Below are 14,829 nucleotides of genomic sequence, written 5' to 3' on the forward strand. Positions count from 1 at the left end.
CCTCCGGGGCCGGCGGAGGGGCGGTCAAGGGGGCTTGGCCGGGGGCGGGTTGGGCGGCACGCGGTGCGCGGTGTTCGGCCCGCAGGCGGGCGTCGCGACCGTCGGCGCATCGAACAATCGGGTTGCGGGGCGCCTGATGGCTTGCGTGCCGATCTCGGCGGCGCGGACGACAGCGGTGGCTACGTCCGTGCGGGGTCCGGCCGGTGGGTGTGCCGGGACGGTGGGCGTCAGGTGGTCTCCGGCGTCTCCGGCGTCTCCGGCGGTCGGGCGCTCGGGCGGTAGTCGTACGTGGCGATGGCGAGGGCGACCATCAGGGCGCCAAGGAGCCAGCCGCCGACGACGTCCGAGGGCCAGTGCACGCCGTTCCAGATGCGGGTCGCGCCGACCCCGATGACGGAGACCGCGGCGATGGTCACGCCCGCGCGCCATACGGCCGGGCCCACGCCGTACACCCGCAGCAGCCAGAGGAGGAGGCCGCAGACGACCGCTGCCGTCATGGCGTGGCCCGAGGGGAACGCCGCGAAGTGGGCGGAGTCCACCGGGTCCGGCCAGACGGGGCGGGGCTTGTCGACCGCTGCCTTCAGCCCCTGTTGCAGCAGTGTGCCCACCAGGCAGGTGGCGGCGAGCCAGAGGGCCAGCCGGCGCTCCCCGCGGAAGACGAGCCACACCACGGCCACGGTGATCAGCGCGCGCATCGTCCACGGGTCCCACACCCAGTCGGTCAGAATGCGGCTGGCGTGGGTGAGGCCGTCGTGCGCGACGGCCCAGCGATGCGTGGTGCGCGCGATGGCGCCGTCGACGGTGCCGAGCGGCCCCCACTCCAGCTCGACCAGGAGGATCAGCACGAACGAGAGGGCGGCCAGGAGGGCGGCGACGAGCGGCGCGCGGGGCTTGCGCGGACGGGGCGGGCCGGGCGGTGAGTCGATGGGTGCGGCGGGGTGCATGGACAGATCCTCGCCGACGGACAGGGTCCGGGGCCATCCCGGGGCGCGGCCCGTGGCGTGTGGCCGCGCGTTCCGGGGCGGGCGGCTATCCCAGTGCGCGCAGGCCCGGAACGAAGGTCACCAGGAGCGGGACCACCGGCACCAGCGCCGCCGCTGCCGTCAGCCGCAGCCGCCGGCCCGCGGTCAGCCGCGGCCGCGCGGCCAGCAGCCGGTGCACCCGCTGCGGCACGTGTGCCTGCGGGGTCGGGCAGGGGCCGAACACTCCCCGGTCCTCGTTGAGCTCGACCAGCGCGAGGGCGATCGTCAGCCGCCCGAAGCGCCGCGAGGCCACATCGTCGGCGGCCAGCTCGACCAGGCGGTGCATCTCGTCCCGGAACGCGGCGAAGACCGGCACCTGCGGGAACCCCGTGGCCAGCGCACCAGAGCAGTGCAGGAGCCAGTCGTGCCGTGCCTGCGCGTGCCCCTGCTCATGAGCGAGCACGGCATCCAGCTGACGGCCCTTCAGTCGGCGCAACGCGGCGGTGGTGATGACCAGTTGGGGAGCGGAACCCGGCAGCCACCAGGCGTCCGGACGCTCGCCCTCGAGGACGACGAGACGGTCGGCGCCGGGCTCCTCGCCGGGCAACAGCGGCGCGCGCAGCAGGAGTTCGCTGCGCCCCTTGCGGCGCCTGGCCCGGGCCCGGACGATCTCCCGGGTCAGCATCGCGGCGGTCCACACGCCGCCCAGGGCCAGCGCCACGGCGGTCGCGGGTGCCCAGGAACCGCCGGCCCCGAGCGCGTACGCCTCGACCACGTCGTGCGGCGCGGGGGCGAAGACATGGCCGCGCACGGCCTGCCACGCGGCGGCGGCGCTCACGGTCATCGACAGGGCGCAGCACATGAGCACACCCGCCACGACGCACTGCCACGCCCACAGCGCGACCACCGGTTCGCGCTCCGGCCAGTCGGCGCGTGCGAGGAGGCGCGGGGCGACGACGGCGGTGAGGGCGCCCAGCAGCAACAGCGCAACGGGGAGCAACATGCGTCAAGACTATGAGGGCGGCGCTGTCGGAGGGTATGGCCTATCGCCTCAAGTGACGCACGCCACGGCCGATCGCGGGATATCACCCCTTACGGCCCCGCCGCCCCGCGAGTCGCCCCCCCGTCGTCCTACAGCGTCAGCAGCATCGCGATCATGGCGATCCCCATGGAGAGGCGGCACGCCATCGCCAGTTCCGTGCGGTCGGCCCACCCCGTGACCGTCCCGCCCCCTTCCGCCGTCGCGAGCACCGGTGCGGGCAGCAGGCGGACGCCCGACACCAGCACGTACCCGGCGAAGTACAGCAACAGGGCTCCGGTGAGCGCCGGGGTGCCCCCGCCCCCGTGTTCCGCGTGCGCGGTGGGCGTCGCCGCCATGGCCGCCGCCATGTAGACCATGGCGCAGGCGCCGACCAGGTGATGCAGGTGGTGCCGATTCCGGCGGGCCGCCCAGAGCGTGCGGAGCGCCGCCGCACCGAACACGGCCGCGTATCCCAGCCACGCCCACCGGGGTGGGGCGAGAACGGCCGCGGGCAGCGCCATCAGCGCCATCCCGAACCCCATGAGCGCCTCTTCGCCCGCCGTGCGGCGCTGTGCCTCGAGCCTGCTGCGCATCCGCAGCAGACAGTAGGACCCGGTCGCCGCGCACAGCGCGACGAGCAGCCAGCCGGCCTGCGCCGGTCCGTGCACCGCACACCTCCCCGATCGACGGTGTCGTCGGGTCGATGCCCTCGCGCGGGGCGTCGTACGCGAGCGCGTGGGTGTACGCGGGGAGCGCGGAGGGGGAGCGGGTGGCGCCGGACTAAATCGTTTTCGAGTAAAACACTTGCTAACCTTCTGGGTATGAGCAGCACACCACCACCCCCGCCCGGCCCCTCCGCCCCTTCCCGTGTCCGTCGACTCCCGCTCGCCGGTGTGCTGCGTACGGGCAGGCCGGCCGACATCTGGTTCAAGCCCGCGTCGAGCGTGGTCGTCGCCACCGCGATACCGAATCTGACGCTCCTCGCGCTCGGCCGCCTCGATCTGGTCATGTACACGATGGCCGGATCCTTCTGTGCCCTCTACGCCCACAACCTCCCGTACGCCGCGCGGGCCCGAGCCCTCGCCGGGGTCGTGCTCGGCATGCTCGCCAGTGTCGGGATCGCGATGGTCGCCGCCTCGCTCACCACGTCGGCGGCGGTTCTCGTGGCGGTGGGGGCGCTGCTCGCCGCCGCGCAGAAGACGCTCTGCGACGCGACCCGCATCGGCCCGCCCGGCCACCTCATCTTCACGTTCATCAGCTCCGCCACGCTGTTCGCGCCGCAGGCCATCGGGCAGGTCCCCGGCCACCTCGCCCTGACGCTCGGCGCGGGCGCCGTGGCCTGGCTCGTCGGCATGGCCCCCGCCCTGGTGCGACCGCACGGCCCCGAGCGCCGCGCCACCGCACGGGCCCTGCGCGCGGCAGCCGCGTACGCCGAGGCCTCGGGCCCCGGCCGTGAGCGCGCCCGCCCGGCAGCGGCAGCCGCCGTCCACGCTGCTTGGCAGTCACTGTTCGCCACGGGCTCCCGCACGGCGGCGCGCCGCGCCCTGGAGCGCCTGGTCATCCGCGCCGAGGAAGCCCTGGCGGCACCGTCGGCGGCGGACCCCGCCCAGCTGCGCTCCTGGGCGACGGGCCTGCGCGGCACGAGTGCCGTGCCCCGCCCCAGCGGCGTACGGTCCGAGGCGGACGACGAACTCGTCGGCGTGGAGGCCGAGTCGGCCGCCACCCCGGCGAACAACCCGCTGTGGCGGCGCCTCGGCCCCGGATCGCCGCTGCTGCCCATCGCGCTGCGCACGGCCGTCGGCTGCGCGCTCGCGGGATACGCGTCGCTGGCCCTCGGCGTGGGCCGCCCCTACTGGGCGCTGGTCACGGCGGCATCCCTCTACCAGGCCAACGTCACGCTCACCTGGAACAGGGGAGTGCAGCGCGTGGTGGGCAACCTCGTCGGCGTGCTCGCGTTCGCCGCGATCGCCCCGCTCGCCCATCTCAGCCACGCCGCGCTGATCCTCTGCTGCCTGGCGCTCGCCTTCGGGGCGGAGGCGCTGATGGGCCGCAACTACTGGCTGGGCAGCGTGTGCGTCACGCCGATGGCGCTCCTCGTCACCGAGTTCGCACGGTTCCAGCAGCCCGGAGAGCTGATCCTCGACCGGGTCGTGGACACACTCGTCGGCGCGCTGCTCGGCATCGTCGCGGCGATCGCCGTCACCAACCGGCGCGCCGCCGACCACATCGAGCTCGCCATCGACGCCACGGACCGGGCCCGCGCCCGCGCCGAGCAGGCACTGGCGGCCCCGCGCGCCACACCCGGCACCCTGCGCCCGGCGCGCCGCGGCCTGACCGCCGCACTGGTCGACCTGCGCACCGCCCACGACGCGGCGGCCGGCGAGTGGTGGCAGCGCGCCCTGCCCGAGGAGCGGGTGCTGGTCGCCGAGCAGGCCGGACACCGTACGCTCGCGGCGACGGTACGCGGCACGGAGCACGGCGAGCGCGTACGGGTGTGACGAGCCGGGCCGAGCGGAAGGTCGAGGACAGGGGCGCATGAGCAACGGGAACGAACGGGGTGCGGCGGAGGACGCCGTGGCCCGTGCGGGAGACGGCGGCGCGAGTGGTGCCGCGGGCGCGACGGGCACTGCCCCGGGCGCGCCCCGCGACACCGTCGCCGCCGTCGTGCGGCAGTGGCAGGCGGTGCGGCCGGACATCGACACCGGGCCGATGGAGGTCATCGGCCGCATCAACCGCTGCGCGGCCCTCCTGCAACAGGCCGAGGACGCCCCGCTGCGCCGGGTCGGCCTGACCCGCCCCGAGTTCGACCTCCTCGGCGCGCTGCGCCGCACCGGCCACGAACTGACCCCCGGCGAACTGGCCCGCGAGACCTTCTCCTCGGGCGCCGCCGTCACCAAGCGGCTCAAGCAGCTCCAGGAGCGCGGCCTGGTCGACCGGCGCGCGGACACCCGTGACCGCCGGGTCTCGCACGTCGGCCTGACCGGGGCGGGCCGCGACCTGGTCGACTCGCTCCTGCCCGATCAGCTCGCCTACGAGACGGTGGTCCTCGCGGGCGTCGACCAGGACGGGCAGGCCCAACTCAGCGCACTGCTGGGGGACTTGCTGCGGCAGCTGGAGGGGCGGCTCGGTCTTTCACCGGGGTTTTTGGGGTGACGGGCGCCGCGGGCGCTCAGTGACCCTCGACCGACGCCGCGAGCAACTCCCGTGTCTCGGGCTCCACATGATCCGCGTAGTACTCGTGCAGGGCCGTGCGGCCCAGGCGTGCGGCCAGTGGCCCGTCGCCCGCCTCGATCGCCGCCAGGACCTCACGGTGATGGGCTATGGAGCGCTCCATCCAGGCCGTGGTGTCCGTGACGCCCGCGATCTTCTTCTCGATGACCTCCACCACCGCCTCGTGCACGGCGCGTGCGCACAGACCCAGGAGGGAATTGCCGCTCGCCTCGGCGATCGCGCGATGGAAGAGCGCGTCCGCCTCGCTGAACGCGTGCAGCGAGGCCGGGCCGCCACGGCTGAGCGCTTCCATGCGGGTGATCTGTTCGCGCATCCGGGCGAGGTCGTCCGCTCCGTGCAGACGCGCCGCCAGACTGTTGCTCTCGGCGTCCAACACCATGCGGAACTGCACCAGTTCGCCGAGCGTCGCCACGCTGGAGCGGGTCAGGCGGCCCAGGGCCCGGCTGAGGTTGTCGGGCGAGACGCCGAGCACCTCGGCGCCCAGCGGGTCGCCGGGGCGGGAGCGGATCAGACCCGCCGACTGCAGCACGCGCAGCGCCTCGCGGACCGTGGAGCGCCCCACGCCGAAGCGGCTGACCAGCTCGCGCTCGCCGGGCAGCCGGGAGCCGGGCGGCAGATCGCCGCTGAGGATGCGCTCCTCGATCTGCTCGGCCACCCGCTGATAGGCGCGGACCGGTGTGACAGGCCGGAACAGGTCGGCGTCGTCGGCGGCCATCGGCCCGCCCCCTCCACGGTAGGTGACTGACACGGGGATGTGACTGACACAGGTAGGTGACTGACATGCGATGCCGGCGCGGGAAAACCAAGATCTGATGGTTGACCCGGCCGTGAACGTGGAGGCAGAGTACGGGAACTCAACTGGTCTGACCAGTCGACTGGCCTCATGCTCGGCCGACTTGGAGGTTCCATGCACACCAGCTCAAGCGCGGCCGCCGCCGTCCCGGACATCGACCCCGACGCCGTCGTCGCCTTCACCCAGGACCTGGTCCGGCTGCGCACCGTCAACGCGGCCGGAGCCACCGAGGTCGAGCGGCCGGCCGCCGAACTCGTCGCCCGGCTGTTCACCGAGTTCGGCTGGACGTACGACGTGGTCGAGGTCGCTCCCGGGCGGCCCAACACCGTCGCCGTCATCGAGGGCGGCGGCGGTGCCGGGCCGACCCTGATGTTCGAAGGGCACATCGACGTCGTCACCGAGGGGGACCCGGCGGACTGGAGCGTCGATCCCTACGGGGCCGAGATCCGCGACGGCAAGCTGTGGGGGCGCGGCTCCGCCGACATGAAGTCCGGTGTCGCGGCGATGATCTACGGAGTGCGTGCCCTGCAGCTCGCCGGGCCCTTCCCCGGCCGCATCGTCCTCGGCGTGCTCTGCGACGAGGAAGGGCTGATGCTCGGCGCGAAGGCGTTCGCCGCCACCCCGCTCGCGCGTGAGGTGGACGGCGTCATCGTCTGCGAGCCCGAGGGGTACGAGGTGTGCACCTCCGCCCGTGGCGGCATCCGCCTCCGGCTCGACCTCGATGGGGTGATGGCCCACGGCGCCATGCCGCAGGAGGCCAAGAGCCCGATCGTGGCGGGCGCCCGCATCGTCGAGGCGCTCGACCGCGCCCAGACCTGGGCCGAGGTGCGGTTCGGCACCCACCCGCACGCCGGGAGCGTGACGGTCACGCCGACCGTCCTGCACGGCGGCGACCCTGATCAGCTCAACGTCATCCCCGCCCATGGGTTCGTCGGCGTCGACGTTCGCACGATTCCCGGCACCGACCACGCCGAACTCATCGAACGCGTACGGAAGGTCGCGGTCGAGGCGGCCGGGAGCGTGGGAGTGGGCGTCGGGCTCACCGTCGTCGACGACCGGCCCGCCATCGAGCTCCCCGAGGACCATCCGGTGGTCACCGCCCTCGTCGACGGGCACCGTCAAGTGCACGGAGACGCACCGCCGTTCGGGGCCGTGCCCGGCACCACGGACGGGACGATCCTCACCCGCGACGCCGGTCTGCCGACGGTCGTCTACGGACCCGGCGGGAAGTGGATCGCCCACCAGAAGGACGAGTTCGTGGAGGTGCGCGAGATCGTCGAGTACACCCGGGTGTACGCCGCCGCGGCGCACGCCTTCCTGAACGGAGCCACCGGAACCGACGGCACCGGGACCGACGGCGGCGCAGGAGGTGCGCGATGACGTGCCCCGAAGGGCTGCCCGTAGGGGACGGCTGGGTGTCCGCGCCCGCCACCGGCCCCGTCCGCTTCCCGTACGACGGGAGCGAGATCGGCACGGCGCCGATCGGTGACGAAGACCTCGCGAGGCGCGCGGTCGAACACGCCGCCGCGGTGCGGGTGAGGGTCGGCAGGCTGACCGCCGGGGTGCGGCGGCAGGTGCTCACCGGGGTCGCCGCGACGCTGGCCGAAGCGGTGCCGGAGCTGGTGGACCTGCTGGTCCTGGAGACCGGGAAGCCGCGGGTCGACTGCGAGGTCGAGATGCGGCGGTCCGTGGCGACCTGGCAGTCCGCCGCCGACGAGGTGGCCCATCTGCACGGCGAGACCGTGCCGCTGGACCTCCAGCCGTCCGGGGAAGGCCTCTTCGGCTACTGGACACGGCGGCCCGTCGGCGTGGTCGTCGGCATCGCGGGCTTCAACTACCCGGTCCTGCTCGCCTCCCACAAGATCGCACCGGCGCTGGCCGCGGGCTGCCCGGTGATCGTCAAGCCCGCACCGGCGACACCGCTCGCCACCCTGCGGCTCGTCCATCTCGTACGGGAGCAGCTCGTGGCGGCGGGCGCGCCCGCCGGAGCGGTGCAACTCGTCACGGGCGACGCCGAGGTCGGCCGTACGCTCACCACGCATCCGGAGGTCGCCGCGGTCTCCTTCACCGGGTCCGCCGCCGTCGGCCACCGCATCGCGCGCGATGCGGCGCCCCGCAAAGTGGTCCTCGAACTCGGCTCCAACGCGGCGCTCGTCGTGGCCGCGGACGCCGATCTCGACGCCGCCGCCGACGCGGTGGTGCGGGGTGGGCTCTACGCGTCGGGGCAGGCCTGCATCTCCGTACAGCGGGTCATCGTGGTGGCCGACGTCGCGGAGGAGTTCGAGAAGCGGCTCGCGGAGCGGCTGCCGGACGTGGCGGTCGGAGACCCCCGGGACCCCGGGACCCGCGTCTCGGCGCTCATCGACGAGACGGCCACGGAGCGGGTGCTCGACTGGGTCGGCAGGGCGCGAGCGGCGGGTGCACGGCTGGTGGCCGGGGGAGCCCGTGCCGCGGGCGGCCGGTGCATCGCGCCGACCCTCCTCGCGGAGGTCCCCGACGGCGAACCCGCCTGGGACGAGGAGATCTTCGGCCCGGTCGTCTGCCTGCGCACGGCGCCGGACCTGGACACCGCGTACGACCTCGTCAACGCGAGCCGCTACGGCCTGCACGCGGCCGTCTTCACCCGTGACCTGCGGGCCGCGCTGGGGGCCGCGGACCGCATCGAGGCAGGCGGTGTCGTGGTGAACGAAGTCCCCGGCTACCGCAGCGACATCGCCCCCTACGGCGGAGTCAGGGACTCGGGCATCGGCCGCGAGGGCCCCAGGTTCGCGATCGAGGAGCTGACGGTGACCCGCATGGTCGTCATCCGGCCGTAGGAACCGTCGCCCCGGCCGTAGGACCTGTCGCCCCACTCGGGGTCCCGAGAAGCCGGGGCCCCCGGCAAGAGAGGCAGCACCACCATGGATTACGCCAATCTGTTCCGGCTCGACGGCCGCCGCGTCGCGGTCGTGGGCGGCGCCAGTGGCATCGGCCGCGAGGCCGCCCGCGCGCTGGCCGCTCAGGGCGCACACGTCATCGTCGCCGACCGCGACACGGAGGGGGCGGCCCGGACGGCGGCGCTCGCCGTGGAGGAGAGCGAGACGACGCCGGGACGCGTCGGCACCGCCGTCGCCCACCCCCTGGACGTCCTCGACCCCGACGCCGTCCGTGCCGCCGTCGCCGCCTGGGGGCCGCTCGACGGGCTCGTCGTCACCGTCGGGGCCAACGTGCGCAAGCGCCTCGCCGACTACAGCCTCGACGAGTTCGACCGCGTCATCGCGCTGAACCTGCGCTCCTACCTCACGCTCGTCCAGGCCGTCGCCCCCGGCATGGCCGAGCGCGGCCGGGGGAGCGTGGTCGGGTTCGCGTCGATGCGGGCCTTCCAGGTGGAGCCGGGGCAGGGGCCGTACGCCGCGTCCAAGGCGGGGCTGATCCAATTGCTGCGGACGGCGGCCGCAGAATGGGGGCCGCAGGGCGTGCGGTTCAACGCTGTCGCGCCCGGCGTCGTCCGTACCCCGCTCACCGACCAGATCGCCGCCGACCCCGCATGGTTCGATGCCTACGCCCAGGCCTCCGCGCTCAAGCGGTGGGCCCGCGCCGACGAACTCGCCGGCGCCGTCGCCTATCTCGTGTCGGACGCGTCCACCTTTGTCACCGGCACGGTGCTGAGCGTCGACGGCGGCTGGACGGCGGTCGACGGCCGCTACGACCCCTCCGTCTGAACCGCTACAACCCCTCCGTCCGAACCGTGTGACTCGTCTGGCCGGTCAGACCGGTCTGACCGCGTGACCCTCCCCGCCCTTCCCCAAGGAGCCCCCTCATGCCCCCCACAGCCGAAGACAGCGGCGAGCAGGGTCCACCGGACCCCGCGGCCTCGCCGCTGGACGGCCTCCCCTCCGTCCGCGGCGTGGCCCGTCCCTCCCTCTGGCTGCTCCTCGTCCCCGTCGTGCTCTACGGCCTCGCCCCGCTCGTCGCCAACCGCATCGAGCCGCGCGTCCTGGGCATCCCCTTCCTCCTGGCCTGGGTCATCGCCGCCACGGTGATCAGCCCCCTGGTCATCTGGCTCGCCGCCCGGCTCGACCCGGCGTACCGCACGAACGCCGTCGAACCCCTCCCGGCCGACGACCTCATGGGTACCGACACCGAAGGGGGCAGCCGATGAACGGCTCAGCAGCCGTCGCCACCACCGTCTTCGGGCTCGCCATGGTCGCCACCATCGGGATCGGCGTATGGAGCGCCCGAGGCCGGTCCAAGGGCCTCGCCGAATGGTCCGTCTCCAGCCGCGGACTCGGCGTCCTGTTCATCTGGCTGCTCATGGCCGGCGAGACGTACACGAGCTTCTCGTTCCTCGGCACCGCGGGATGGTCGTACTCCTTCGGCGCGCCGATCCTCTACCTGGTCGCCTATCTGACCGTCGGCTTCGCCGTCGCGTACATCGTCGGGCCCGCCCTGTGGACGTACGCGTCCCGGCACGGCCTCATCTCCATCGCGGACATCGCCGAATTCCGCTTCCGGTCGCGGCCGGTGGGGATTCTCGTCGCCGTCGTCGCGACGGTCTTCATCGTCCCCTACATCCAGGTGCAGATTCAGGGCATGGGCGTCGTCGTGAACGCGATGACGTACGGCGGCGTCGACCTCAAGGTCGCCGCCGTCATCTCCTTCGTCGTGGCCGAGGTGTTCATCCTCGTGTCGGGCCTGCGCGGCTCGGCGTGGGTCAGCGCCCTCAAGGACATGCTGGTGATCGTCGCCGTCGTGTTCCTCGCCGTCTACATCCCGATGCACTACCTCGGCGGCTTCGGCGACTTCATGCAGCGCATGGTGACCGAGAAGCCCGAGTGGCTGACCTTCCCCGGGCACGAGTCCGGCGGCCGCAACGCCATGTGGTTCCTGAGCACCGTGGTCCTGAACGCCGTGACGATCACCATCTTCCCGACCACCGTCGCCGGTTACCTCAGCGCGAAGAGCCCGAACGCGCTGCGCCGCAACGCGCTGCTCCTGCCCTGGTACCAACTGCTCCTGTTCGTCCCGATGGTGGTCGGCGCGACGGCCCTGTTCGTGATGCCGACCCTGGGCAATCCCGACCTGGCCCTCTTTAGCCTCGTCACCGATTCGCTGCCCTCACCCGTCGTCGCGCTGATCGGTGTCGCGGGCGCGCTCTCGGCGATCGTGCCGATGAGCGTCTTCATGCTGTCCATCGGCACGCTGTGGGGCCGCACGGTCCTCGGCGGTGGCAACGGCGCCGATCCACGGGCCCGCCGCCGTGTGCAGGGGGCGTCCGGCGACGCGCATGACATGCGGGCCAAGCGGCTCTCCCAACTGGTCTGCGTCATCGCGGGATTGATCGCCCTCGCGGGCAGCCTCTTCTACCCCAACACCCTCGTCGAGCTCTCCGTCCTGTCGTACGAGGGCCTCGCGCAGCTCGTGCCCGTCGTACTCCTCGCCTTGTTCTGGCGGCGGCTGACCGCGCGGGCCGCCGTCGCCGGAATGCTCACCGGGCTCGCGGTGATGACCGCGCTGTGGGCCACCGACAACGACCCGTACCACGGGGTGAACGGCGGCATCATCGCGCTCGCCGCCAACCTCGTCGTGCTGCTCGCGGTCGTCCGGCTGGCCCCGGGGCCCGGGCCTGCCGCCGTCGGGCCCACCAACCCGGCTGTACCGGACGAGAGTTCAGCGGGGTCCACCGCCGTGAAGGAGGCCCGCTGATGGGTGACAGGGATGCCTTCGAGGTGCCGGGCCTCCAGGAGCCCGTGGAGATCCGGATCGACCAGTGGGGCGTCCCGCACCTGTACGCCGCCTCCCAGGACGACCTCTTCCTGGCCCAGGGCTTCAACGCCGCCCGCGACCGCCTCTTCCAGCTCGACCTGTGGCGGCGCCGTGGACTCGGCCTGCTCGCCGAGGTGCTGGGGGAGCGGTACGCCGAACACGACCGCGCGGCACGGCTGTTCCTCTACCGCGGCGACATGGCCGAGGAGTGGCGCGCGTACGGCGACGACACGGAACGGGTGACGACGGCCTTCGTCGACGGCATCAACGCGTACGTGTCCCTCTGCCGTGCCGACGCATCCCAACTGCCTCCCGAATTCGCCCTGCTTGACTACGAACCGGCGTACTGGCACCCCTCCGACGTGGCACGCGTCCGCAGCCATGGCCTGCAGTACAACCTCCACGACGAGGTCGCCCGCGCCCTCACCCTGCGCGACCACGGCCCCGGGGCGGAGGACCTGCGCCGCCGACGCGAGCCCGCCCCGCACCGGCTGCGTGTCCCCGAAGGCCTCGACCTGTCCGTCATCCCGGCCGACGTCCTGCGCGTGTACGAGATGGCCACCATGCCTCCCTGGGCGGCGGGCGCGGCGCCCCGGCAGGGCCTCGACGGCTCCAACAACTGGGTCATCGCCCCGCCTCGTACGGCCACCGGCCGCCCCCTCCTGGCCAACGACCCGCACCGCGGGATCGCCCTGCCCGCGCTGCGTTACCTCGCACACCTCTCGGCGCCGGGCATCGACGTCGTCGGAGCGGGCGAACCGGCCCTGCCCGGCATCTCCATCGGCCACAACGGACAGGTCGCCTTCGGCCTGACGATCTTCCCGATCGACCAGGAGGACCTGTACGTCTACCGCACGAACCCGGCCAACCCGCACGAGTACTGGTACCAGGACGGCTGGGAGCCGATGACGCACGTCCGGGAGTCGATCCCTGTGCGCGGCGGCGAGACGGTCACGGCCGACCTGTGGTTCACCCGGCACGGCCCGGTCATCCGTGAACTCCCGGAGCGGAACGCCGCGTTCGCGGTCCGTGCGGCCTGGCTCGGCCCCGGCATGGCCCCCTACTTGGGCAGCATGGACTACCTGCGGGCGGCGACCCCTGACGCCTTCGTGGCGGCGATGCGCCGCTGGGGCGCACCCGGCGAGAACCAGGTCTACGCGGCCCCCGACGGCACGATCGGCTGGCGGCCCGCAGGCCGCGTGCCCGTGCGCTCCAACTGGGACGGCACCCTCCCGGTGCCGGGCGACGGCCGCTACGAATGGGACGGCTTCCTGGACGTGGAGGAACTCCCCTCCGTCCGCGACCCGGCCCAGGGCTGGTTCGCCACGGCCAACCAGCTGAACCTGCCGCCCACGTACCCGAACGCGGAGAAGACGGTGACGTACGACTGGTACGCGCCGACCCGCCACGACCGCATCACGGAGGAACTCGGCGCGCACACGGCCTGGACCGTCGAGGACTGCGTACGCCTGCAGACGGACTACGTGAGCCTGCCGGGGCGCCGCGTGCAGGCGCTGCTCGCGGGGTTGCGGGGCGAGGGCGCGGTGGCCGGGGCTCGCGCGCCCGGCGACGCGGCGGCGGACGCCTCCGCGCTCGGCCATAGCGCGCCCGGTGAGGGCACCGTCGAGGACGGCCTGATCGGCGACGGCTCGTCCGCGCCCGCTGCGACGGGTGCCGGTGCCGGTGCCGGTGCCGACGCAGCGACGGGTGACGGTGTCGGCACAGCGACCGGCGCGGCCGAATCCGGTCGCCCCACCGTCCTCGCCGACCCCCTCACCACCGCCCTCGCCCTCCTCCGCGACTGGGACACCCGTCTCACCGCCGGCTCACCGGCCGCCGCCCTCTTCGAGGTCTGGTACCGGCGCCACCTGCGCCCCGCCCTGCTGACCCGGGCCCTCGAAGGGATCGTGGGCGAAGAGCAGCGCGACCGGGCCCTGGCGCGGATCCTGCCCGCCGAGGACGCCGCGGCGGACGCCCGTGTCGACCTGGAGCTCCTGGACGGAGACCCGGACCCGCAATTGCTCCTCGGCACGCTCTCCGCCGCCGTCGGTGAACTCACCGGGCTCCTGGGGCCCGACCCGGCCGCCTGGTCCTGGGGCGCCCTGCACCACGCCCACCCGCACCACCCCATCGCCGCCCTGCTGGACGGGCCCGCCCCGGGGTGGGCCTCCGTGGGCCCCGTCCCGCGCGGCGGCAGCGGGGACACCGTGGGCGCCGCCGCCTACGGGCCCGGGTTCCGGCAGACCGCGGGGGCCACCTTCAGGATCGTCGTCGACGTCGGCTCCTGGGACGACTCCGTGGCGATGAACTCGCCGGGGCAGTCCGGCGTTCCGGGCAGCCCGCACTACGACGACCTGTTCGCGAGCTGGGCCGCCGACGGTTCCTTCCCGCTCCTCTACTCCCGGGACGCGGTGGAGAAGCACACGCGACGGACGATCACGCTGCGACCGTCCGCCGGGCGGGCTCAGGCGGCCGATCCGAAGGGCAGGTAGTCCACCTCGTACCCGAAGTAGCGGGGACCGGCGAGCGCGAGGCCGCCCGGCGTGATCCAGCCTGGGTCGCAGCGGGCGGCGATGACGCTGACACGCAGGCCGTAGCGCAGGCCCTCGGTGGTCACGTCACCGGGGCGCCGGTCTCGCTGTCCAGGACGCAGATCAGGGCGGGCGTGGCCGCCACGGCCACCCCGTCGCGCGTAGCCATCAAGTGCTCCTTCTGGAGGCCGAGTTCGAGCACCCGGCCCGCGTCGCCGCCCGTGCCGTCGACACGGGCGTGGCCGCGCGCGAAGCCGCCCTCCGTGCGGATCACGTCGGCCACCTTGCCCGTCAGGAGGAGGATGCCGTCCAGCATCGCCCCCGCCGCCACCGGATCGCCGTGCGCGACGCGCGCCTCGCGCACCACCGTGCCGAGCCGCCCGGCAAGCGTCAGCGTCGCCGGGGCCAGCCCGTCGGCGAGCTGTCGCCGGGGCCAGCCCGTCGGCGAGTTGTCGCCGGGGCCAGCCCGTCGGCGAGTTGTCGCCGGGGCCAGCCCGTCGGCGAGTTGTCGCCGGGGCCAGCCCGTCGGCGAGCTGTCGCCGGGGG

The 14,829-nt window shown here is 73.8% G+C and carries 13 protein-coding genes and 1 pseudogene; 8 read left to right on the forward strand and 6 right to left on the reverse strand.

Annotation, left to right across the window (positions count from 1 at the left end):
* Positions 1–227: 227 nt before the first annotated feature.
* The 3 genes from AB0E78_RS34330 to AB0E78_RS34340 form a co-directional block, all read right to left on the reverse strand.
* Positions 228–944: a phosphatase PAP2 family protein gene (locus tag AB0E78_RS34330; RefSeq protein WP_361841085.1), complete on the reverse strand. Its 717-nt coding sequence runs from the start codon at positions 942–944 to the stop codon at positions 228–230.
* An 85-nt stretch (positions 945–1,029) separates the two neighbouring features.
* A complete protein-coding gene (locus tag AB0E78_RS34335; protein WP_361841088.1) occupies positions 1,030–1,965 on the reverse strand; it encodes a M56 family metallopeptidase in 936 nt (311 codons plus the stop codon).
* A gap of 128 nt (positions 1,966–2,093) precedes the next feature.
* Positions 2,094–2,651, reverse strand: a complete 558-nt coding sequence (locus tag AB0E78_RS34340) for a DUF5134 domain-containing protein (RefSeq protein WP_361841091.1) — start codon at positions 2,649–2,651, stop codon at positions 2,094–2,096.
* 153 nt (positions 2,652–2,804) lie between these two features.
* On the opposite strand from AB0E78_RS34340, the gene AB0E78_RS34345 reads away from it, so the two are divergent.
* On the forward strand, positions 2,805–4,481 hold the full coding sequence (locus AB0E78_RS34345) for an FUSC family protein (RefSeq protein WP_361841094.1): 1,677 nt from the start codon (positions 2,805–2,807) through the stop codon (positions 4,479–4,481).
* A 37-nt stretch (positions 4,482–4,518) separates the two neighbouring features.
* Positions 4,519–5,136 (forward strand): MarR family winged helix-turn-helix transcriptional regulator, encoded by a 618-nt coding sequence (locus tag AB0E78_RS34350; RefSeq protein ID WP_361841097.1) that lies wholly within the window; start codon positions 4,519–4,521, stop codon positions 5,134–5,136.
* 16 nt (positions 5,137–5,152) lie between these two features.
* Here the strand turns inward: AB0E78_RS34350 and AB0E78_RS34355 are convergent, their stop codons facing one another.
* On the reverse strand, positions 5,153–5,929 hold the full coding sequence (locus tag AB0E78_RS34355; RefSeq protein ID WP_361841100.1) for a FadR/GntR family transcriptional regulator: 777 nt from the start codon (positions 5,927–5,929) through the stop codon (positions 5,153–5,155).
* Between the two features lie 192 nt (positions 5,930–6,121).
* On the opposite strand from AB0E78_RS34355, the gene AB0E78_RS34360 reads away from it, so the two are divergent.
* From AB0E78_RS34360 to AB0E78_RS34385, 6 genes are all read left to right on the forward strand, one after another.
* On the forward strand, positions 6,122–7,387 hold the full coding sequence (locus AB0E78_RS34360) for a M20 family metallopeptidase (RefSeq protein ID WP_361841103.1): 1,266 nt from the start codon (positions 6,122–6,124) through the stop codon (positions 7,385–7,387).
* Positions 7,384–8,823 (forward strand): aldehyde dehydrogenase family protein, encoded by a 1,440-nt coding sequence (locus tag AB0E78_RS34365; protein ID WP_361841106.1) that lies wholly within the window; start codon positions 7,384–7,386, stop codon positions 8,821–8,823. The genes AB0E78_RS34360 and AB0E78_RS34365 overlap by 4 nt, the downstream gene beginning before the upstream one ends.
* Positions 8,824–8,907: 84 nt before the next feature.
* Positions 8,908–9,708 carry an SDR family oxidoreductase gene (locus AB0E78_RS34370; RefSeq protein ID WP_361841109.1) on the forward strand — a complete coding sequence of 267 codons (801 nt, stop codon included), beginning with the start codon at positions 8,908–8,910 and terminating at the stop codon, positions 9,706–9,708.
* 98 nt (positions 9,709–9,806) lie between these two features.
* Positions 9,807–10,148: a DUF3311 domain-containing protein gene (locus AB0E78_RS34375; protein ID WP_361841112.1), complete on the forward strand. Its 342-nt coding sequence runs from the start codon at positions 9,807–9,809 to the stop codon at positions 10,146–10,148.
* On the forward strand, positions 10,145–11,692 hold the full coding sequence (locus AB0E78_RS34380) for a sodium:solute symporter family protein (protein ID WP_361841115.1): 1,548 nt from the start codon (positions 10,145–10,147) through the stop codon (positions 11,690–11,692). Before AB0E78_RS34375 ends, AB0E78_RS34380 begins: the two co-directional genes overlap by 4 nt.
* A complete protein-coding gene (locus tag AB0E78_RS34385) occupies positions 11,692–14,244 on the forward strand; it encodes a penicillin acylase family protein (protein ID WP_361841117.1) in 2,553 nt (850 codons plus the stop codon). The genes AB0E78_RS34380 and AB0E78_RS34385 overlap by 1 nt, the downstream gene beginning before the upstream one ends.
* Here the strand turns inward: AB0E78_RS34385 and AB0E78_RS34390 are convergent.
* Both AB0E78_RS34390 and AB0E78_RS34395 read right to left on the reverse strand, forming a co-directional pair.
* On the reverse strand, positions 14,217–14,369 hold the full coding sequence (locus AB0E78_RS34390) for a hypothetical protein (RefSeq protein ID WP_361841120.1): 153 nt from the start codon (positions 14,367–14,369) through the stop codon (positions 14,217–14,219). The genes AB0E78_RS34385 and AB0E78_RS34390 overlap by 28 nt on opposite strands.
* A pseudogene (locus AB0E78_RS34395) lies at positions 14,366–14,829 on the reverse strand (hypothetical protein); the annotation flags it as partial. The gene AB0E78_RS34390 and the pseudogene AB0E78_RS34395, both read right to left, overlap by 4 nt.

It is taken from the genome of Streptomyces sp. NPDC032198 (assembly GCF_040636975.1).
In the GTDB taxonomy this organism is placed as follows: Bacteria; Actinomycetota; Actinomycetes; order Streptomycetales; family Streptomycetaceae; genus Streptomyces.

Excerpts from the sequence above, each read along its gene's own strand:
- AB0E78_RS34330 (WP_361841085.1), bottom strand. The coding sequence starts at position 944 with ATGCACCCCGCCGCACCCATCGACTCACCGCCCGGCCCGCCCCGTCCG.
- AB0E78_RS34335 (WP_361841088.1), bottom strand. The coding sequence starts at position 1,965 with ATGTTGCTCCCCGTTGCGCTGTTGCTGCTGGGCGCCCTCACCGCCGTC.
- AB0E78_RS34345 (WP_361841094.1), top strand. The coding sequence starts at position 2,805 with ATGAGCAGCACACCACCACCCCCGCCCGGCCCCTCCGCCCCTTCCCGT.
- AB0E78_RS34350 (WP_361841097.1), top strand. The coding sequence starts at position 4,519 with ATGAGCAACGGGAACGAACGGGGTGCGGCGGAGGACGCCGTGGCCCGT.
- AB0E78_RS34355 (WP_361841100.1), bottom strand. The coding sequence starts at position 5,929 with ATGGCCGCCGACGACGCCGACCTGTTCCGGCCTGTCACACCGGTCCGC.
- AB0E78_RS34360 (WP_361841103.1), top strand. The coding sequence starts at position 6,122 with ATGCACACCAGCTCAAGCGCGGCCGCCGCCGTCCCGGACATCGACCCC.
- AB0E78_RS34365 (WP_361841106.1), top strand. The coding sequence starts at position 7,384 with ATGACGTGCCCCGAAGGGCTGCCCGTAGGGGACGGCTGGGTGTCCGCG.
- AB0E78_RS34370 (WP_361841109.1), top strand. The coding sequence starts at position 8,908 with ATGGATTACGCCAATCTGTTCCGGCTCGACGGCCGCCGCGTCGCGGTC.
- AB0E78_RS34375 (WP_361841112.1), top strand. The coding sequence starts at position 9,807 with ATGCCCCCCACAGCCGAAGACAGCGGCGAGCAGGGTCCACCGGACCCC.
- AB0E78_RS34380 (WP_361841115.1), top strand. The coding sequence starts at position 10,145 with ATGAACGGCTCAGCAGCCGTCGCCACCACCGTCTTCGGGCTCGCCATG.
- AB0E78_RS34385 (WP_361841117.1), top strand. The coding sequence starts at position 11,692 with ATGGGTGACAGGGATGCCTTCGAGGTGCCGGGCCTCCAGGAGCCCGTG.